This is a genomic window from Streptococcus oralis (genome assembly GCF_022749195.1).
Taxonomy (GTDB): Bacteria; Bacillota; Bacilli; order Lactobacillales; family Streptococcaceae; genus Streptococcus; species Streptococcus oralis_CI.
This window is the reverse complement of sequence record NZ_CP094226.1, coordinates 1,501,202-1,518,456: the sequence shown is the minus strand read 5'-3', so window position 1 is coordinate 1,518,456 and position 17,255 is coordinate 1,501,202. Positions and strand designations below refer to the sequence as shown.

Genomic DNA, 17,255 nt, shown 5'->3' with positions numbered 1-17,255 from the left:
TATCCGTTGCTATGATTATACTAAAGTTTCTACTTTTTTGCAAATAGATTTTTAAGTTTTTGTCCAATGGTCTGGAGTAGAGTCGGAAGTTTCACAACCTTGTCGTTTCCTAATTTTTTCCGAGCGATTTTGAGGATAGCTCCAGAGTCTTTTGAAGCAAAAAGGAATTTTCCTTGATCAGTGAAGACTTCAAAGTGACGGCTGATCTTGCGACCACTTACATTAGCTCCTATTTGCTGAATGCTGGACCAAGGGATTTGTATATATTGTTCGACATTGACATCAGGATAAAACTCTAAGGCTTGATCCCCGATTAAAAATTTTCCAACTTTTCCAGAGATAGAGAGGTAAGATGTCCCAGTGGTTTGGAGGTTAATGACTTGATTGAGTGATTGGGCCATGATTAGTCTTCCTTACTTTCACCAAAAAAGGCATGATAGAGAGCCTTGATAGCTGCTTTTTCTTGCTCTTTATTGACAACAAACATTATGGAAACTTCACTTGAACCTTGGGACATCATCTGGATGTTGATTTTATCCTCAGACAAAGCACGTGTTGCAGTAGCAGTTACCCCGATATGGCTCTTCATCTTTTCTCCAACAATCATAATGATGGAAAGGTCATGTTCGATTTCAGCATGGTCCACTTCAGCTTTTTGAACGAGTTGACGTAGAATTTCTTCTTCTTTGATAGGAGTTAATTCACGGGAGCGGAGGATGATTGAAAGATCGTCGATACCTGTAGGCATGTGTTCCCAACCGATGTTGAGGTCCTCAAGGATTTGCAGAACCTTGCGACCAAATCCGACTTCGCGGTTCATGAGGTATTTAGACATGTTTATGCTGACGAATCCTGAGTCACCTGCAATCCCTACTACTGGGAATTTATCACTACTGTGTTCTAAAACAATGCGTGTTCCTGGGTGGTCAGGGTTGTTGGTATTCTTGATGACAAGAGGAATTTTTCCTCGGTAGGCAGGAAGAAGGGCTTCGTCATGAAGAACTGAAAATCCAGCGTAAGCCAACTCACGCATTTCACGGTAGGTTAATTCAGGAATGGAGTGCGGTTGGTGGATAATACCAGGATGGGCAGCAAAGATACCATCTACGTCTGTAAAGTTCTCATAGAGATCAGCCTTAACACCTGCTGCAATGATAGAACCTGTAATATCTGAACCACCACGTGAAAAAGTACAGATTTGATTTTCCTTAGTCACACCAAAGAAACCAGGGATAACAAGGACTTCGGTGCTATCAGCCAAGCCTTCAATCTTGTCATAACTAGATGGAATGATACGTGCGTTTCCTGGTTCACTTGTGACAACAATTCCAGCTTCTCTTGGGTGAACATAGCGTGCATCAATGCCGTTTTGGTTAAAGTAGGCTGCAATCAATTTGGCATTGTTATTTTCTCCAGCCGCTAGGAAGGTATCATAGAGAAATTCATTGTCCTCTATAGGAAGAGTTGCCAAGGCTCGAATACTTTTAGAGATTTTTTCTAAAACAGCAGGTTTTAACCCTAGTTCACTAACCATAGCGGCATAACGATCAATGATCCAGCTTTGGCTAGCACTGATGTCATTTCCAGCCACATAGTCACGATAGTATTTGATCAAGGCATCGGTCACCTTGCTATCTTCAGCATTGCGTTTGCCGGGTGCAGAAACGACTACAAAACGGCGTTCTTTATCACTTTTAACGATGTTTAAAACTTTTTCTAACTGACCAGCAGAGGCAAGCGAGCTTCCGCCAAATTTTACAACCTTCATAAGGACTCCTCAAGTAAGTATTTTATACGATTATAGCAGAAAGAGGGGCATTTTTCAATGAAGAAAATAACTTCCTATTATAATAGAAGAAAACACTAACTTATTCTGAAAAGTAATAACCGTTTAAAAGTAAGGGCGTCAAATTTTACTCACACTCATAAATGATGGGTGAATAATCAGCTGAGACACTTTCCTTTAGTTTTTCCTTGCCTCTTTATCCAAAAAAAGGTATACTTTGATGATGAAACAATTTCATTGTCTTATAAAAGAAAAGGAGAAGCTATGAATCATATCTTATATCAGATCGTAGATGATCTGGCTATCATTACTTTGAATCGTCCCGAAGTGGCAAATGGTTTTCATATCCCAATGTGTGAGGAAATTTTAGAAGCTTTGACTCTAGCGGAGCAGGACCAAGCTGTGCAGTTCATCTTGATTAATGCGAATGGGAAGGTCTTTTCAGTTGGAGGAGACTTGGTTGAGATGAAACGAGCAGTAGACGAAGATGATATTCCTTCACTGACAAAAATTGCTGAGTTAGTTAATACAATTTCCTATAAGATCAAGCAAATACCCAAGCCAATTTTGATGGAAGTAGATGGAGCCGTTGCAGGAGCTGCAGCCAATATGGCTGTAGCGGTTGATTTTTGTATAGCAACAGACAAAGCCAAGTTCATTCAAGCCTTTGTAGGGGTTGGCTTGGCTCCTGATGCAGGAGGTATTCATCTCTTGAGTCGTAGCATCGGGGTAACACGGGCTGCACAACTTGCCATGACAGGTGAAGCCTTGACTGCTGAAAAAGCGCTAGAATGGGGCGTGGTATACCGTGTTTGTGAAGTTGACAAATTAGAAAAAACAAGAGAACAAGTTCTGAAAAAATTAAGAAGAGGTTCAGCAAACTCATACGCAGCGATTAAAAAGTTAGTTTGGGAAAGTCAATTTAAGGATTGGCAGAATTATGCCGAATTAGAATTGGAATTACAAGAATCGTTATCTCTAACTGAAGATTTTAAAGAAGGAGTTCGAGCACATTCTGAAAGAAGAAGACCAAAATTTACAGGAATGTAAAAAATACTTGCACAATTTTTTGAAGTTTGATATACTTCTTTTATCAAATGCTTTGATTGTGAAAGTTTTTTAGAAGGAGGGAAACGATTTGGACTACCAACAAGTAAATGATTATCTAACATCTATTTTCAACAATGTCCTTGTGATCGAGGAGGTTAGCTTACGAGGTAGTCGATTCAAAGACATCTCCATCAAAGAAATGCACACGATCGATGTGATTGGGAAGTTCCCGGAGGCAACGCCAAGTAAGGTTTCAAAAGAACTGATGGTAACTCTTGGGACAGTGACGACGAGTTTGAATAACCTGGAGAGAAAAGGTTATATTGAGCGTATTCGTTCTGACCAAGACCGTCGAGTGGTCTATCTGCATTTGACAAAGCAAGGTCGTTTGGTTCACCGTCTTCATAAACGGTTCCACAAGGCTATGGTCGAAAAAATCATCGATGGCATGAGCCCTGAGGAAAAAGAAGTCATGGGCAGAGGCTTAACGAACCTTTATCAATTTTTGGAGGATTTGAAATAATGGCTTTTGCAAAAATAAGCCAGGTTGCTCATTATGTTCCAGAGCAAGTGGTCACTAATCATGACTTAGCCCAAATCATGGACACAAGCGATGAGTGGATTTCAAGTCGGACAGGAATTAAACAGAGACATATCTCAAAATCAGAGTCTACAAGTGACTTGGCAACAGAAGTTGCTAAGAGCTTGCTGGCTAAAGGGAGCTTAACAGCGGATCAGATTGATTTTATCATTGTAGCGACGATTACCCCAGACTCGATGATGCCTTCCACAGCAGCTCGAGTTCAGGCAAATATCAGAGCGCATAGAGCTTTCGCCTTTGATTTGACAGCAGCTTGCAGTGGCTTTGTATTCGCTCTCTCGACTGCAGAAAAGTTTTTAAGTTCTGGACAGTTCAAAAAAGGGATTGTTATCGGGGCTGAGACCTTATCTAAGGCAGTTGATTGGTTAGATCGTTCGACAGCTGTTCTCTTTGGGGATGGTGCTGGTGGGGTTCTCTTGGAAGCGAGCGAAATACGTCACTTCCTTGTGGAAAGTCTCTATACAGATGGATCTCGGAGCGAGTGTTTGACCTATGGTCAAACGGCTTTGGCTTCTCCTTTCTCAGATCAAGAAGCAGTTCCTGCTTTTTTGAAGATGGATGGACGAGCAGTTTTTGATTTTGCAAATCGTGATGTTGCTAGATCAATCAAAGAAACCATTGAAAATGGTCCAATCGCAGCATCGGAATTGGATTATCTCTTGCTTCATCAGGCAAATATCCGCATTTTGGATAAGATGGCTAAGAAGATTGGCGTAGACCGAGACAAACTTCCTGCCAATATGATGGAGTATGGAAATACCAGTGCAGCAAGTATCCCGATTTTGCTCTCAGAGTGTGTGGAGAATGGCATGATTCGTTTAGATGGTAGCCAGACGATTCTCCTATCAGGCTTCGGTGGAGGTTTGACATGGGGCACACTCATTCTTACAATCTAGGTAATCATGTGGTAAACACATAGTTATAAATTTTTTATATTTTAAAGGAGTCCTATCATGGCAGTATTTGAAAAAGTACAAGAAATTATCGTTGAAGAACTTGGGAAAGACGCATCAGAAGTAACACTTGAATCTACTTTTGATGATTTGGATGCAGATTCATTGGACTTGTTCCAAGTAATCTCTGAAATCGAAGATGCTTTCGATATCCAAATCGAAGCAGAAGATAACTTGAAAACAGTTGGTGACTTGGTTGCCTACGTTGAAGAGCAAACAAAATAATTAACATATTACTAGAAGGAGTAGGGGAAACCCACTCCCTCTTGTTTAGGTAATAGTTTGAAACTCAAATGATAAACTCATCGAACTATTACGTAAGCAAGGAATGATGGAGGCACTATGAAAACACGTATTACAGAATTATTGAACATTGATTATCCTATTTTTCAAGGAGGAATGGCCTGGGTTGCAGATGGTGACTTGGCTGGTGCAGTATCAAAAGCTGGTGGTCTAGGGATTATCGGTGGTGGGAATGCACCTAAAGAGGTCGTAAAGGCTAATATCGATAAAATCAAATCACTTACGGACAAACCTTTTGGTGTCAACATCATGCTCTTGTCACCTTTTGTAGAAGACATCGTTGATCTCGTGATTGAAGAAGGGGTCAAGGTTGTTACAACTGGTGCAGGAAATCCAAGTAAATACATGACTCGTTTCCATGATGCAGGAATTACAGTTATTCCCGTTGTTCCAAGTGTTGCTTTGGCAAAACGCATGGAAAAAATTGGTGCAGATGCGGTTATTGCAGAGGGAATGGAAGCCGGTGGGCATATTGGTAAATTGACGACGATGACCTTGGTTCGCCAAGTTGCTGCAGCTGTTTCAATTCCAGTTATCGCAGCTGGAGGAATTGCGGACGGTGAAGGTGTCGCTGCAGGCTTTATGCTTGGTGCTGAGGCCGTTCAAGTTGGTACGCGTTTCGTAGTAGCTAAGGAATCTAACGCCCATCCAAAATACAAGGAAAAAATCTTAAAAGCGCGTGATATTGATACGACTATTTCAGCTCAACACTTTGGACATGCTGTTCGTGCCATTAAAAACCAATTGACACGTGACTTTGAGCAGGCTGAAAAAGATGCCTTTAAACAAGAAAATCCAGATTTAGAAATCTTTGAACAAATGGGGGCTGGTGCTCTTGCTAAAGCCGTTGTTCATGGAGATGTAGAAGGTGGATCTGTCATGGCAGGTCAGATCGCTGGTTTGGTTTCTAAAGAGGAAACTGTCGAAGAAATCCTAAAAGATCTATACTATGGCGCAGCCAAAAAAATTCAAGAAGAAGCCTCTCGTTGGGCAGGAGTTGTAAGAAATGACTAAAACAGCCTTTCTATTTGCAGGTCAAGGTGCTCAGTATCTAGGAATGGGGCGTGATCTCTATGATCGCTATCCTATCGTCAAGGAAACAATTGACCAAGCCAGTCAGGTTTTGGGTTATGACCTTCGTGACTTGATTGATAAGGAAGAAACCAAGTTAAACCAGACTCGCTATACGCAACCAGCAATTTTAGCGACTTCGGTTGCTATTTACCGACTATTGAAAGAAAAGGGTTATCAGCCAGATATGGTAGCAGGATTGTCTCTTGGGGAATATTCTGCTCTTGTAGCAAGTGGTGCCTTGGACTTTGAGGATGCAGTTGCCTTGGTTGCTAAGCGTGGTGCTTATATGGAAGAATCTGCACCTGCAGGCTCTGGAAAGATGGTTGCGGTCCTTAATACTCCAGTTGAAGTAATTGAGGAAGCTTGTGAAACAGCCTCTAAAATTGGAGTAGTGACTCCAGCTAACTACAACACCCCAAGCCAAATCGTTATCGGTGGTGAGGTGGCTGCGGTTGACCACGCAGTTGAACTCTTGCAGGAAGCAGGAGCAAAACGATTGATTCCTTTAAATGTATCTGGTCCTTTCCATACAGCCCTTCTTGAGCCAGCCAGTCAGCAACTAGCTGGAGCTCTTGAGGGAGTGAGTTTCTCTGACTTTACTTGCCCACTAGTCGGCAATACGGAAGCTGCTGTTATGGAAAAAGATCGAATCCAAGAGCTTTTAACGCGTCAGGTCAAAGAACCTGTTCGTTTTTATGAAAGTATTGCTGTGATGCAGGATGCTGGGGTAACCAACTTTATTGAAATTGGTCCTGGTAAGGTCCTATCAGGCTTTGTCAAAAAAATCGATAAAACAGCTAAGCTAGCTAACGTTGAAGACCAAGCAAGCTTGGATGCTTTGTTAGGAAACTAATGATCCCTTCTCCCACAAAATACAACAGGAAACAGGAGAGATAGAATGCAACTTACAAATAAAAATGTCTTTGTAACAGGTTCAAGTCGTGGTATCGGACTTGCCATTGCTCACAAATTTGCCCAACTAGGCGCTAATGTAGTTTTGAATAGTCGAGGAGCAATCTCAGAAGAATTGCTGGCTGAGTTTTCAAACTATGGTGTCAAAGTAGTACCGATTTCAGGTGATGTTTCAGACTTTGCAGATGCCAAGCGTATGGTAGATCAAGCGATTACAGAACTCGGTTCTGTTGATGTCTTGGTCAACAATGCTGGAATCACTCAAGATACGCTTATGCTCAAGATGACCGAAGAAGACTTTGAAAAAGTGATTAAGATTAACTTGACAGGTGCCTTCAACATGACGCAAGCAGTCTTGAAACAGATGATCAAGGCACGTGAAGGTGCGATCATCAATATGTCGAGTGTGGTCGGTTTGATGGGAAATATCGGACAAGCCAACTATGCGGCTTCCAAAGCTGGTTTGATTGGTTTTACCAAATCAGTAGCGCGTGAGGTTGCCAATCGCAATGTGCGTGTAAATGCTCTTGCACCAGGGATGATTGAGTCAGATATGACTGCTGTTTTGTCTGATAAGGTCAAGGAAGCGACATTGGCCCAAATCCCAATGAAACATTTTGGACAAGCAGAACATATCGCAGATGCTACAGTGTTCCTGGCTGGACAGGATTATTTGACTGGACAAGTTCTCGCTGTTGATGGCGGACTTAGCATGTAAAAAAATAAGGAAAGATATAGGTAAGACAGATGAAACTAAATCGAGTTGTAGTAACAGGTTACGGATTGACCTCTCCTATCGGAAATACTCCAGAAGAATTTTGGAACAATTTGCAAACTGGGAAGATTGGAATTGGAGAAATCACTAAGTTTGACCACAGCGAATTTGCTGTGCACAATGCGGCAGAAGTTCAAGATTTCCCATTTGATAAATACTTTGTCAAAAAAGATACCAACCGTTTTGACAACTATTCTTTGTATGCCTTGTATGCGGCTCAAGAAGCGGTGACAAATGCAAATCTTGATGTAGAAGCAATTGATAAAGATCGCTTTGGTGTCATCGTGGCTTCTGGTATTGGAGGAATTAAAGAAATCGAAGATCAGGTTATCCGTCTTCATGAAAAAGGTCCAAAGCGCGTTAAACCAATGACACTTCCAAAAGCCTTGCCAAATATGGCTTCAGGAAATGTTGCCATGCGTTTCGGAGCAAACGGTATCTGTAAATCAATCAATACAGCCTGTGCCTCATCAAACGATGCCATTGGGGATGCCTTCCGCTCTATCAAGTTTGGTTTCCAAGATGTCATGTTAGTTGGTGGATCAGAATCATCTATCACTCCTTTTGCCATCGCTGGTTTCCAAGCATTGACTGCCCTATCAACTACGGAGGATCCAACTCGTGCTTCTATCCCATTTGACAAAGACCGTAATGGTTTTGTGATGGGAGAAGGTTCAGGGATGTTGGTTCTTGAAAGCCTTGAACATGCTGAAAAACGTGGTGCAACTATCTTGGCTGAAGTAGTTGGTTATGGAAATACCTGTGATGCTTACCATATGACTTCACCTCATCCAGAGGGTCAAGGTGCAATTAAGGCTATGAAGTTGGCTTTGGAAGAAGCAGAAATTTCTCCAGAGCAAGTGGCTTACGTCAATGCCCACGGAACTTCAACTCCTGCTAATGAAAAAGGAGAAAGTGGTGCGATCGTAGCTGTCCTTGGTAAAGAAGTACCTGTATCTTCAACCAAGTCCTTTACAGGACACTTACTTGGTGCTGCAGGAGCAGTAGAAGCCATCGCTACCATCGAAGCCATGCGTCATAACTATGTACCAATGACAGCTGGAACAAGTGAGTTGTCAGACTATATCGAAGCGAATGTCGTTTATGGACAAGGCTTGGAGCAAGAAATCCCTTATGCAATTTCAAACACTTTTGGTTTTGGTGGACACAATGCGGTTCTTGCTTTCAAACGTTGGGAGAATAAATAATTATGAATTTAAATGAAATCAAGGACTTGATGGCTCAGTTTGACCAATCAAGTTTGAGAGAATTTTCTTATAAAAACGGAACGGACGAATTGCAGTTCAGTAAGAATGAAGCAAGAATGGTTTCTGAAGCACCAGCTCAAGTTGCTCCAGTGCCAACTGCAGTAGTTGCAAGTCCGGTGGTTTCTGCCCCTTCAACTCCAGTTGAGAGTGCAGTGGAAGAAGCACCAGCACCAGCTCAAGTTGCTCCAGAGGGTGATGTCGTTGAGAGTCCACTTGTAGGGGTGGCTTACTTGGCTGCTGGACCAGATAAACCTGCCTTTGTCACAGTTGGAGACAGTGTTAAAAAAGGTCAGACTTTGGTGATCATCGAAGCCATGAAGGTCATGAATGAAATTCCTGCACCTAAGGATGGTGTGGTGACAGAAATTCTCGTTTCAAATGAAGAAATGGTTGAGTTCGGTAAAGGATTGGTACGTATCAAATGATCGATATTCAAGGAATCAAAGAAGCTCTACCCCATCGCTACCCCATGCTCCTAGTGGATCGTGTCTTGGAAGTGAGCGAGGATACCATTGTTGCCATTAAAAATGTGACCATCAACGAACCTTTCTTCAATGGTCATTTTCCTCAATACCCAGTTATGCCTGGTGTTCTGATTATGGAAGCCTTGGCACAGACTGCGGGTGTCTTGGAATTGTCTAAGCCTGAAAACAAAGGGAAGCTGGTCTTTTACGCTGGCATGGACAAGGTTAAGTTCAAGAAGCAAGTTGTACCAGGTGATCAATTGGTCATGACGGCTACTTTTGTTAAACGTCGTGGTACGATTGCTGTGGTTGAAGCAAAGGCTGAAGTAGATGGTAAGCTTGCAGCGAGTGGTACTCTTACCTTTGCAATTGGAAACTAAGGAGGTTCTCCATGTTTCGTAAAATTTTGATTGCCAACCGTGGTGAGATTGCGGTTCGCATTATTCGAGCTGCGCGTGAATTGGGCATTGCGACCGTAGCAGTCTATTCAACTGCTGATAAGGAAGCTCTTCACACACTCCTAGCAGATGAAGCTATCTGTATCGGACCTGGTAAGGCGACAGAATCTTATCTCAATATCAACGCTATTTTATCTGCTGCAGTATTGACAGAAGTAGAAGCCATCCACCCAGGTTTTGGTTTTCTTAGCGAAAACTCCAAGTTTGCCACGATGTGTGATGAAGTGGGAATTAAGTTCATCGGTCCTTCTGGTGCTGTGATGGACACCATGGGAGATAAGATCAATGCACGTGAGCAAATGATCAAGGCTGGAGTTCCAGTTATCCCAGGATCTGATGGTGAAGTTCACACGGCTGAAGAGGCGCTTGCAGTTGCAGAAAAAATTGGCTATCCAGTCATGCTTAAGGCATCCGCTGGTGGTGGTGGAAAAGGGATTCGTAAGGTTGAAAAGGCAGAAGACTTGGTGGCAGCCTTTGAGACAGCATCCAGTGAAGCCAAGGCCAATTTTGGAAATGGCGCTATGTATCTTGAGCGTGTGATTTATCCAGCTCGTCATATCGAAGTTCAGATTCTTGCGGATCAAGAGGGTCATGTTGTCCATCTTGGTGAACGGGACTGTTCACTCCAACGGAATAACCAAAAGGTCTTAGAAGAAAGCCCATCCATTGCAATTGGCAAAACCCTTCGTCATGAAATTGGTGCTGCAGCCGTTCGTGCAGCAGAGTCTGTAGGTTATGAAAATGCAGGGACGATTGAATTTCTTCTCGATGAAGCGAGTGGCAATTTCTACTTCATGGAAATGAATACTCGTGTGCAAGTTGAACACCCAGTCACAGAGTTTGTTTCAGGTGTTGATATCGTGAAGGAACAGATTCGCATTGCAGCCGGGCAACCTTTACCTTTCAAACAAGAAGATATTGTCCTACAAGGTCATGCTATCGAGTGCCGGATCAATGCAGAAAATCCAGCATTTAACTTTGCCCCAAGCCCAGGTAAAATTACCAATCTCTATCTACCAAGTGGTGGAGTTGGCTTGCGCGTGGACTCAGCAGTTTATCCAGGTTATACCATTCCCCCTTACTATGATAGTATGATTGCCAAAATCATTGTTCATGGGGAGAATCGTTTTGATGCTCTTATGAAGATGCAACGGGCACTTTATGAACTTGATATTGAAGGAGTGCAAACCAATGCAGACTTCCAGTTGGATCTGATTTCAGACCGCAGAGTTATCGCTGGTGACTACGATACTTCCTTCTTGATGGAAACTTTCTTGCCAAAATACCAAGAAAAAGAATAGACTTTCAAACAGTATGAGAACTAAAAGGGGGAGTTATGGCTCTATTTAGTAAAAAGGATAAGTATATTCGGATTAATCCTAACCGTTCCGTAAGGCAGAAACCACAAGCCAAGCCTGAGGTTCCGGATGAACTCTTCTCCCAGTGTCCTGGTTGTAAACACACCATTTACCAAAAGGATCTTGGGAGCGAACGAATTTGTCCCCATTGTAGCTATACTTTCCGTATTTCAGCTCAGGAACGCTTGGATTTGACGATTGATTCTGGTAGCTTTGTGGAGATGTTTACAGGTATTGAAACTCAAGATCCATTAAACTTTCCTGGCTACCAGAAAAAACTTGCAACAATGCGTGAAAAGACAGGTTTGGATGAAGCAGTACTAACTGGTACAGCTAGCATCAAGGGACAAAAAGTTGCCCTTGGGATCATGGATTCTAACTTTATCATGGCTTCTATGGGAACAGTTGTGGGTGAAAAAATCACGCGCTTGTTTGAGTATGCAACGGTAGAAAACTTGCCAGTCGTTCTCTTCACAGCTTCTGGTGGAGCCCGTATGCAAGAAGGAATCATGAGCTTGATGCAGATGGCTAAGATTTCTGCGGCAGTTCAACGTCATTCTAAGGCAGGACTTTTTTACCTAACTATTTTAACGGATCCGACAACAGGTGGGGTGACCGCTTCTTTTGCTATGGAAGGTGATATTATCCTAGCGGAACCCCAAAGTTTGGTTGGTTTTGCTGGGCGTCGTGTTATCGAAAATACAGTTCGTGAGACCTTGCCGGATGACTTCCAAAAGGCAGAATTTCTGCTTGAACATGGATTTGTTGATGCAATTGTCAAACGGAGAGAATTGCCTGAAACAATTGCTAAATTAGTGAGATTGCATGGAGGAAGTCGCGGATGAATATTGCAAAAATAGTCAGAGAGGCACGCGAGCAGAGTCGCTTGACTGCACTTGATTTTGCCAATGGAATCTTTGACGAGTTTATCGAATTGCATGGAGATCGCTCTTTCCGTGATGATGGTGCGGTCATCGGTGGAATTGGTTGGTTAGGTGAACAGGCAGTAACTGTCGTTGGTATCCAAAAGGGAAAAAGTCTTCATGACAACCTCAAACGAAATTTTGGGCAACCACATCCAGAAGGCTATCGTAAGGCCTTGCGCCTGATGAAACAGGCAGAAAAGTTTGGCCGTCCAGTTGTGACTTTTATCAATACGGCGGGTGCTTACCCAGGTGTTGGTGCCGAGGAACGTGGACAAGGTGAAGCAATTGCCCGAAACCTGATGGAAATGAGTGACCTCAAGGTTCCAATCATTGCAATTATTATCGGTGAAGGAGGATCTGGTGGGGCCCTAGCTCTAGCCGTAGCTAACCGTGTCTGGATGTTAGAAAACTCAATCTACGCAGTACTTAGCCCGGAAGGATTTGCCTCTATCCTTTGGAAGGATGGAAGTCGTGCTATGGAAGCGGCGGAGTTGATGAAAATCACTTCACATGAACTCCTAGAAATGGGAATCGTAGACAAGGTAATCTCAGAAGCAGGGCTGTCAAGTAAAGAACTGCTAGGTTGCGTTAAAAATGAATTGCGTGCAGAACTAGATAGGTTGAAAGAACTACCACTCGACCAACTTATCGAAGAACGTTACCAACGTTTTAGAAAATACTAAGAAAATTTAAAAGCTAGAACATTTTGTTCTAGCTATTTTGATAATAGATCATGGATAAACATGAATACTCTAGATAAATAAGAAAAACAATCAATAGTCTATCCTCTATATAGCCATAATAGAGAGTTTACCATTAGGAGAGAGAAAGAATGAGAAAGACAATACATTTAGGAATCTGTATGATTTTAATGTTCCTGTACATTTATTTAACTCCATTAGGGGCTATAACTCTAGCTAGAATCTTTGGTTTAGGAATGGACAGCTATATAATCTTTCTAGTTGGAGAAGTGTTGCTTATTTTCTTTTTATTCGTTTTGTGGTTGAAAAAGAAGAAGATGCTCTTTATCTTCGAGAAAAAGGATTGGCGCTGGTCTTATCTCGCTTTCTTAGTGGCTTGCTTTCTTATCTATTCTTTTCTAAATGGATTTAGAATGCAGAATATTCGATTGATTGACCATAGCTTTATTTTCCAAGATCTTCTTTCAGAACTTTACTCAAACGGAAGAGAAACGACTCTATCAAGTCTTATATTTTTAATCTTTAACATTTCGATTGTACCTGTTGTTGAGGAGACAATCTATAGAGGTTATTTTATGAATACCTTCTTTCCGAAGTCGGAATTTTATTTGGATGTGATCTTGTCTTCTTTCATCTTTGGGCTCAGTCACTTGGTTCTATCCCATCGTGACCCCATCAGTCTCATAATTTATAGTATTCTCGGTCTTCTATTTGCAGTTGCTTATCGAGTTACGGGTAGTCTTCGATTTACTATTGTTTGTCATAGTTTCTATAATGCGATTCCCTATGCTCCGTCGCTCTTATTTTATATCTATTATTTGATTTTTAGATAGTGGAGACAAAGAAAAAAGTGTTTGATAATTGTCAAACACTTTTTCTAATTTAATGGGAAGATAGAGAAATCTCTTTTATCAATTTCTTATTTCTCAATGAGTAAAGCTACCATTTAGGATGAAAAATTGACAGTTGAGGAGATGGACTATAAAATAGATAAAAAAGATATATACTGTAGATGTAAGCTGACAAAAATTTATTTTAAGGAGCTACTTGATAGGACAGGTACAGAAATATTTACAGTTCTTTCATCTGAGGACTTAGAGCAAGTTTCAGGTGGTGGTATGATTTGGTTAGTTGACGATAGACATTGGGATTCGCCATATGCATATAGTTTAGCGACAGAATGGAGTACAATACTGAATCATGCGACTAGACGTGCTTATGGTATTGGCTATTGATAAATTAAAGGGGTAAGTATGAAAAAACTAGGGTATTTGGGAGTCTATACATCACTGGTATTTCTATCGGTTTATCTACCAGAGTTAGGGATTATGCATCTAACTAAGTTTTTAGGATTGGGGATAGATGGCTATTCTATCTTTTTAACAGTTGAAGTAATGGCTCTTTTGCTATTATTTATCTACTGGCTCAAAAAGAAAGAGATGCTCTATATTTTTGAAAAAAAGGGTTCAAAGAAGTCAAGATTCTTTTACCTTGTAGTTGCTCTAGTGGCTACTTATTTTGATCGTCAATTGGTGGATGCTTTTCAGTTACAGTTTCATCACCTAATTGATAACAAGTATATCTTTCAAGACCTTCTTTCGATTCTATTCTCCAATGGGCAACCAACTTTTCTATCAACTGTTCTCAGTTTTAGTTTAACAGTAGTCTTCGCACCTATATTAGAGGAACTGATTCATAGAGGGTACTTTATGAATACCTTCTTTCCCCAGTCCAAGTACTATCTGGATGTTATCCTATCTGCTCTTATCTTTGGACTTAGTCATTTGATCCTAACTCACCGAGATCCTATCAGTTTGATTATTTATAGTTTAGGCGGTCTTTTCTATGCCCTTGTCTACCGTTGGACAAAGAACTTAAAAATTACCATCCTGTGCCATAGTTTTTTCAACTTTCTCATTTATGCAAAACCCATCTGGATTTTTGTTTATAATTATGTCTATTACCATTTTTTTAGATAGTGGTAGGCAAAGAAAAAAGTGTTTGATAATTGTCAAACACTTTTTCTATTTACTGTTCTTCTGTTACAAACTGGCTGAGCAGTCCGTTGATAAAACGGGCAGATTTTTGATCTGAGAAGTCCTTTGCAAGCTCAATAGCTTCATTAACCGCCACCAACTGTGGGGTGTCAAATGAAGTGATTTCAAAGACTCCCAAGCGAAGGAGGTTTCTCTCCACGAGTGTTAAACGCTCGATGGTCCAACCTGCTTTTAAATGCTGTGTGATTTGCTTGTCTAGTTCTTCCTTTTTAGCCTGAACACCAGAAACTAGCTCTGTCAAAAAGGCTGGAAGTTGCACATCCGTATCTTCACGATCATGAGTATAGGCGAAACGACAAGCAGTTTCGACATCCGTACCGAATTCAAGACTCATGAGAGCTTGAAAAGCGCATTTACGGAGTTGGCGTCTAGATTCTAATAGTGGACTAGTCATTGAGGAAGTCCTCGTCAAATAGATCTTTCAATTCTGGTTTTGGTGTTTTATCTGGAACGATACCTGCAACGTGAATATTGATAGCAGCAAGTTCTACATCAGCCATATTGCGGACTGCATCTTTAACAGCTTTCTGGATAGCAACCGCTACCTTAGGAACTTTTACTCCGTACTCAAGGTAGAGATAGATATCTGCTGTGAGCTCTTCGTCCACGTTTTTAAGATAAACACCACGGCCAAGAGAAAGTTTTGAAAGGGTGTCAGATACTGATTTGTTTGAAAAAGAGTGAACACCCTCTACTTTTGCAGTAGCAATAGCAATGATTTTTTCAAGTACACGTGGGGCGATAACGATTTCGCCAAGTTGTTCTTCAATTCCCATAGAATGACCTCTTTCTAGAGATTAGGCACGAGAAACGTAAGTTCCTTCAGCAGTGTTGATAACGAGTTTTTGTCCTGCTTCGATGAAGTCTGGAACGTTTACGACAAGTCCAGTTTCCATCGTTGCTGGTTTACCAGAACCTGTAACAGTAGCACCTTTGATAGATGGTTGAGTTTCTGTAACTGTCAATTCAACAGTAGTAGGAACGGTGACACCAATCACTTCAGTTCCGTAGAATTGGATCTTCACATCAGAGTTTTCAAGGATGTAAAGCAACTCGTTTTCAACGTTGACTACAGGAATTTCGTATTGGTCGTAAGTTTCTGTGTTCATGAAGTAGGCTGTGTCATCCATTTTGTACAAGTATTGAGCTGGGACAGTCTCGATGATAGCTTGTTCAAATTTTTCCTCTGGACGATAGCTTGTGTCAAATGTAGAACCAGTACGGACATCGCGCAATTTCATACGCATGATTGTGTTTCCTTTACCTGGTTTGTGGTGGCTAGCTTCCAAAACGCGGATCAATTTTCCGTCAGCTGTTTCAAAGGTCATACCAGCCTTTAATTTACTTGCTTCAATCATGTTTTTACCTCTTTAATAAATAATTTACTCTTTATTGTACCATAAAAGACAACATTACTCAAATATCAGAAGGAGCTTAATTAGTTGACTGGTACGATATTTCCATCTTCGTCTTTGGTAACGAGAACGTATTTTCCATCGACTTCGATATAAAAATTCTTGCTAGTAGCTTGCCCAGCATTTTGAGCAGGTGCTTGATTTTGGACTTGTTGGCTTAGTTGACCACCGAGAGTTTGGCCAAGATTCATGCCCATAAACATGTTCATCCCATTGCCATTCCCTTCGTTGGCAGCTGCAGCAATAAGCGCTTCGTTGCGAGCACGGCGTTCTTCGATTTCAATCGTGTTGTACTTCATTGCCACGAGCTCACTATCAAGCTTGCGAACGATATCAAGACTTTCTTGGTCGTAGCTGAGGTCTTCAAGCAAGATATTAGTTGCTTCAATACCGTAGAGGCCTGTCCAAACCTTGTTGACCTCTTGTTTAGCGAGTTCGTTAAAGGTGTCTTGGTTGGCATTGAGGCTATAGATATCAACCTTGTTTTCGTTGGTATACTTGGCAATGGCAATCGCGATTTTTGGTGCGATATTTTGACGGAGCGTTCCTTGAGCTACATCTTGGAGAGTAAATGGCTGTCCGTCAGTAATTTGACGGCTAACAGAACTCACGTAGAAGAGGACTGGGTCTGCTATTTTTACATCAAACAAGCCATAGAAACGGATATTAAGCAGCTGTTGGTAACGTTCGCTGAAGTATTCGACCGCATTTTGTGTGCCGAACTTATTACCTGCAATAGGTTGCATGCGGATAAAGATAATTTCTTGTTGAGTGATGACTTGTCCACCGAAAGAGAAACGGTTTTTAAAGTTTTCCCAAGTGCCTTTTAAACCACCTTTTTCAAGGAGCCAGGCGTTATCACCAGCTTGCCATTCGTGGCTACCAGCTTCGAGGACTTCACCAAGGAAGGTACCGTTGTTTACCAAAACAGCGGTATAACCTTGAGGAACGATAACCACACTGCCATCTGACAAAAGTCCAGTATTTTGATTGCTGTGACGAGAACGTCCATCTGGATCTTTAGTGAGCAATTGTCCCTTGACGGCCAAGGCGTCGCCAGAGACATTATCTGGAAGGACAATGGCTTCCTTGAATTTACTATCATTAAAACTATTTAAGCCTGCTGATAAGGCTGCACGTATAAATCCCATAAT

General features: G+C 41.5%; 22 protein-coding genes. 16 read left to right on the top strand and 6 right to left on the bottom strand.

Features of this window, described 5'->3' with window-relative positions; all coding sequences use genetic code 11:
- Positions 1–29 precede the first annotated feature (29 nt).
- Positions 30–401, bottom strand: coding sequence for a DUF956 family protein (locus MP387_RS07455; RefSeq protein WP_242745954.1), 372 nt, complete (start codon positions 399–401; stop codon positions 30–32).
- Positions 402–403: 2 nt separating this feature from the next.
- The gene (locus MP387_RS07450) at positions 404–1,768 is read right to left on the bottom strand and encodes an aspartate kinase (RefSeq protein ID WP_242745952.1); all 1,365 of its coding nucleotides are present in this window, start codon (positions 1,766–1,768) and stop codon (positions 404–406) included.
- Between the two features lie 282 nt (positions 1,769–2,050).
- On the opposite strand from MP387_RS07450, the gene MP387_RS07445 reads away from it, so the two are divergent.
- The 16 genes from MP387_RS07445 to MP387_RS07370 all read left to right on the top strand — a co-directional run bounded on the left by MP387_RS07445 (position 2,051) and on the right by MP387_RS07370 (position 14,608).
- Positions 2,051–2,836 carry an enoyl-CoA hydratase gene (locus tag MP387_RS07445; RefSeq protein WP_242745950.1) on the top strand — a complete coding sequence of 262 codons (786 nt, stop codon included), beginning with the start codon at positions 2,051–2,053 and terminating at the stop codon, positions 2,834–2,836.
- A gap of 88 nt (positions 2,837–2,924) precedes the next feature.
- The gene (gene fabT, locus MP387_RS07440) at positions 2,925–3,359 is read left to right on the top strand and encodes a fatty acid biosynthesis transcriptional regulator FabT (RefSeq protein ID WP_000386338.1); all 435 of its coding nucleotides are present in this window, start codon (positions 2,925–2,927) and stop codon (positions 3,357–3,359) included.
- Entirely contained in the window at positions 3,359–4,333 is a 975-nt protein-coding gene (locus MP387_RS07435) for a beta-ketoacyl-ACP synthase III (protein ID WP_242745948.1), read from the top strand. The genes fabT and MP387_RS07435 overlap by 1 nt, the downstream gene beginning before the upstream one ends.
- Positions 4,334–4,390: 57 nt before the next feature.
- Positions 4,391–4,615 carry an acyl carrier protein gene (locus tag MP387_RS07430; protein WP_000257840.1) on the top strand — a complete coding sequence of 75 codons (225 nt, stop codon included), beginning with the start codon at positions 4,391–4,393 and terminating at the stop codon, positions 4,613–4,615.
- A gap of 117 nt (positions 4,616–4,732) precedes the next feature.
- A complete protein-coding gene (gene fabK, locus MP387_RS07425; RefSeq protein ID WP_000857452.1) occupies positions 4,733–5,707 on the top strand; it encodes an enoyl-[acyl-carrier-protein] reductase FabK in 975 nt (324 codons plus the stop codon).
- A complete protein-coding gene (fabD, locus tag MP387_RS07420; RefSeq protein WP_242745947.1) occupies positions 5,700–6,620 on the top strand; it encodes an ACP S-malonyltransferase in 921 nt (306 codons plus the stop codon). The genes fabK and fabD overlap by 8 nt, the downstream gene beginning before the upstream one ends.
- 45 nt (positions 6,621–6,665) lie before the next feature.
- The gene (gene fabG / locus MP387_RS07415) at positions 6,666–7,397 is read left to right on the top strand and encodes a 3-oxoacyl-[acyl-carrier-protein] reductase (protein WP_033583751.1); all 732 of its coding nucleotides are present in this window, start codon (positions 6,666–6,668) and stop codon (positions 7,395–7,397) included.
- Positions 7,398–7,426: 29 nt separating this feature from the next.
- Positions 7,427–8,662 carry a beta-ketoacyl-ACP synthase II gene (fabF, locus tag MP387_RS07410; protein ID WP_242745946.1) on the top strand — a complete coding sequence of 412 codons (1,236 nt, stop codon included), beginning with the start codon at positions 7,427–7,429 and terminating at the stop codon, positions 8,660–8,662.
- Positions 8,663–8,664: 2 nt separating this feature from the next.
- Positions 8,665–9,147: an acetyl-CoA carboxylase biotin carboxyl carrier protein gene (accB, locus tag MP387_RS07405; RefSeq protein WP_242745945.1), complete on the top strand. Its 483-nt coding sequence runs from the start codon at positions 8,665–8,667 to the stop codon at positions 9,145–9,147.
- Positions 9,144–9,566, top strand: a complete 423-nt coding sequence (gene fabZ, locus MP387_RS07400; RefSeq protein ID WP_000565515.1) for a 3-hydroxyacyl-ACP dehydratase FabZ — start codon at positions 9,144–9,146, stop codon at positions 9,564–9,566. Before accB ends, fabZ begins: the two co-directional genes overlap by 4 nt.
- 11 nt (positions 9,567–9,577) lie before the next feature.
- A complete protein-coding gene (gene accC / locus MP387_RS07395) occupies positions 9,578–10,945 on the top strand; it encodes an acetyl-CoA carboxylase biotin carboxylase subunit (protein ID WP_242745944.1) in 1,368 nt (455 codons plus the stop codon).
- Between the two features lie 35 nt (positions 10,946–10,980).
- Positions 10,981–11,847, top strand: a complete 867-nt coding sequence (accD, locus tag MP387_RS07390) for an acetyl-CoA carboxylase, carboxyltransferase subunit beta (RefSeq protein ID WP_001173379.1) — start codon at positions 10,981–10,983, stop codon at positions 11,845–11,847.
- On the top strand, positions 11,844–12,611 hold the full coding sequence (locus MP387_RS07385) for an acetyl-CoA carboxylase carboxyl transferase subunit alpha (protein WP_061417512.1): 768 nt from the start codon (positions 11,844–11,846) through the stop codon (positions 12,609–12,611). Before accD ends, MP387_RS07385 begins: the two co-directional genes overlap by 4 nt.
- 149 nt (positions 12,612–12,760) lie before the next feature.
- A complete protein-coding gene (locus MP387_RS07380; protein ID WP_242745943.1) occupies positions 12,761–13,462 on the top strand; it encodes a CPBP family intramembrane glutamic endopeptidase in 702 nt (233 codons plus the stop codon).
- A gap of 126 nt (positions 13,463–13,588) precedes the next feature.
- A complete protein-coding gene (locus tag MP387_RS07375) occupies positions 13,589–13,864 on the top strand; it encodes a hypothetical protein (protein WP_242745942.1) in 276 nt (91 codons plus the stop codon).
- Positions 13,865–13,882: 18 nt separating this feature from the next.
- The gene (locus tag MP387_RS07370; RefSeq protein WP_242745941.1) at positions 13,883–14,608 is read left to right on the top strand and encodes a CPBP family intramembrane glutamic endopeptidase; all 726 of its coding nucleotides are present in this window, start codon (positions 13,883–13,885) and stop codon (positions 14,606–14,608) included.
- A gap of 49 nt (positions 14,609–14,657) precedes the next feature.
- On the opposite strand, the gene nusB is transcribed toward MP387_RS07370, so the two are convergent.
- The 4 genes from nusB to MP387_RS07350 form a co-directional block, all read right to left on the bottom strand.
- Positions 14,658–15,080 carry a transcription antitermination factor NusB gene (gene nusB, locus MP387_RS07365; RefSeq protein WP_000203659.1) on the bottom strand — a complete coding sequence of 141 codons (423 nt, stop codon included), beginning with the start codon at positions 15,078–15,080 and terminating at the stop codon, positions 14,658–14,660.
- Positions 15,073–15,462, bottom strand: a complete 390-nt coding sequence (locus tag MP387_RS07360) for an Asp23/Gls24 family envelope stress response protein (protein ID WP_000510584.1) — start codon at positions 15,460–15,462, stop codon at positions 15,073–15,075. The genes nusB and MP387_RS07360 overlap by 8 nt, the downstream gene beginning before the upstream one ends.
- A gap of 21 nt (positions 15,463–15,483) precedes the next feature.
- Entirely contained in the window at positions 15,484–16,044 is a 561-nt protein-coding gene (gene efp, locus MP387_RS07355) for an elongation factor P (protein WP_198460085.1), read from the bottom strand.
- Positions 16,045–16,124: 80 nt separating this feature from the next.
- On the bottom strand, positions 16,125–17,252 hold the full coding sequence (locus MP387_RS07350; protein ID WP_070837915.1) for an SPFH domain-containing protein: 1,128 nt from the start codon (positions 17,250–17,252) through the stop codon (positions 16,125–16,127).
- Positions 17,253–17,255 lie beyond the last annotated feature (3 nt).

What these genes read in the sequence shown, in the direction of transcription:
- accB (WP_242745945.1), top strand. Translation starts at nt 8,665, where the DNA reads ATGAATTTAAATGAAATCAAGGACTTGATGGCTCAGTTTGACCAATCA.
- MP387_RS07435 (WP_242745948.1), top strand. Translation starts at nt 3,359, where the DNA reads ATGGCTTTTGCAAAAATAAGCCAGGTTGCTCATTATGTTCCAGAGCAA.
- MP387_RS07455 (WP_242745954.1), bottom strand. Translation starts at nt 401, where the DNA reads ATGGCCCAATCACTCAATCAAGTCATTAACCTCCAAACCACTGGGACA.
- MP387_RS07370 (WP_242745941.1), top strand. Translation starts at nt 13,883, where the DNA reads ATGAAAAAACTAGGGTATTTGGGAGTCTATACATCACTGGTATTTCTA.
- MP387_RS07450 (WP_242745952.1), bottom strand. Translation starts at nt 1,768, where the DNA reads ATGAAGGTTGTAAAATTTGGCGGAAGCTCGCTTGCCTCTGCTGGTCAG.
- fabZ (WP_000565515.1), top strand. Translation starts at nt 9,144, where the DNA reads ATGATCGATATTCAAGGAATCAAAGAAGCTCTACCCCATCGCTACCCC.
- MP387_RS07430 (WP_000257840.1), top strand. Translation starts at nt 4,391, where the DNA reads ATGGCAGTATTTGAAAAAGTACAAGAAATTATCGTTGAAGAACTTGGG.
- MP387_RS07380 (WP_242745943.1), top strand. Translation starts at nt 12,761, where the DNA reads ATGAGAAAGACAATACATTTAGGAATCTGTATGATTTTAATGTTCCTG.
- MP387_RS07360 (WP_000510584.1), bottom strand. Translation starts at nt 15,462, where the DNA reads ATGGGAATTGAAGAACAACTTGGCGAAATCGTTATCGCCCCACGTGTA.
- MP387_RS07385 (WP_061417512.1), top strand. Translation starts at nt 11,844, where the DNA reads ATGAATATTGCAAAAATAGTCAGAGAGGCACGCGAGCAGAGTCGCTTG.
- MP387_RS07350 (WP_070837915.1), bottom strand. Translation starts at nt 17,252, where the DNA reads ATGGGATTTATACGTGCAGCCTTATCAGCAGGCTTAAATAGTTTTAAT.
- fabG (WP_033583751.1), top strand. Translation starts at nt 6,666, where the DNA reads ATGCAACTTACAAATAAAAATGTCTTTGTAACAGGTTCAAGTCGTGGT.
- nusB (WP_000203659.1), bottom strand. Translation starts at nt 15,080, where the DNA reads ATGACTAGTCCACTATTAGAATCTAGACGCCAACTCCGTAAATGCGCT.
- accD (WP_001173379.1), top strand. Translation starts at nt 10,981, where the DNA reads ATGGCTCTATTTAGTAAAAAGGATAAGTATATTCGGATTAATCCTAAC.
- fabF (WP_242745946.1), top strand. Translation starts at nt 7,427, where the DNA reads ATGAAACTAAATCGAGTTGTAGTAACAGGTTACGGATTGACCTCTCCT.
- MP387_RS07445 (WP_242745950.1), top strand. Translation starts at nt 2,051, where the DNA reads ATGAATCATATCTTATATCAGATCGTAGATGATCTGGCTATCATTACT.
- fabD (WP_242745947.1), top strand. Translation starts at nt 5,700, where the DNA reads ATGACTAAAACAGCCTTTCTATTTGCAGGTCAAGGTGCTCAGTATCTA.
- accC (WP_242745944.1), top strand. Translation starts at nt 9,578, where the DNA reads ATGTTTCGTAAAATTTTGATTGCCAACCGTGGTGAGATTGCGGTTCGC.
- fabK (WP_000857452.1), top strand. Translation starts at nt 4,733, where the DNA reads ATGAAAACACGTATTACAGAATTATTGAACATTGATTATCCTATTTTT.
- efp (WP_198460085.1), bottom strand. Translation starts at nt 16,044, where the DNA reads ATGATTGAAGCAAGTAAATTAAAGGCTGGTATGACCTTTGAAACAGCT.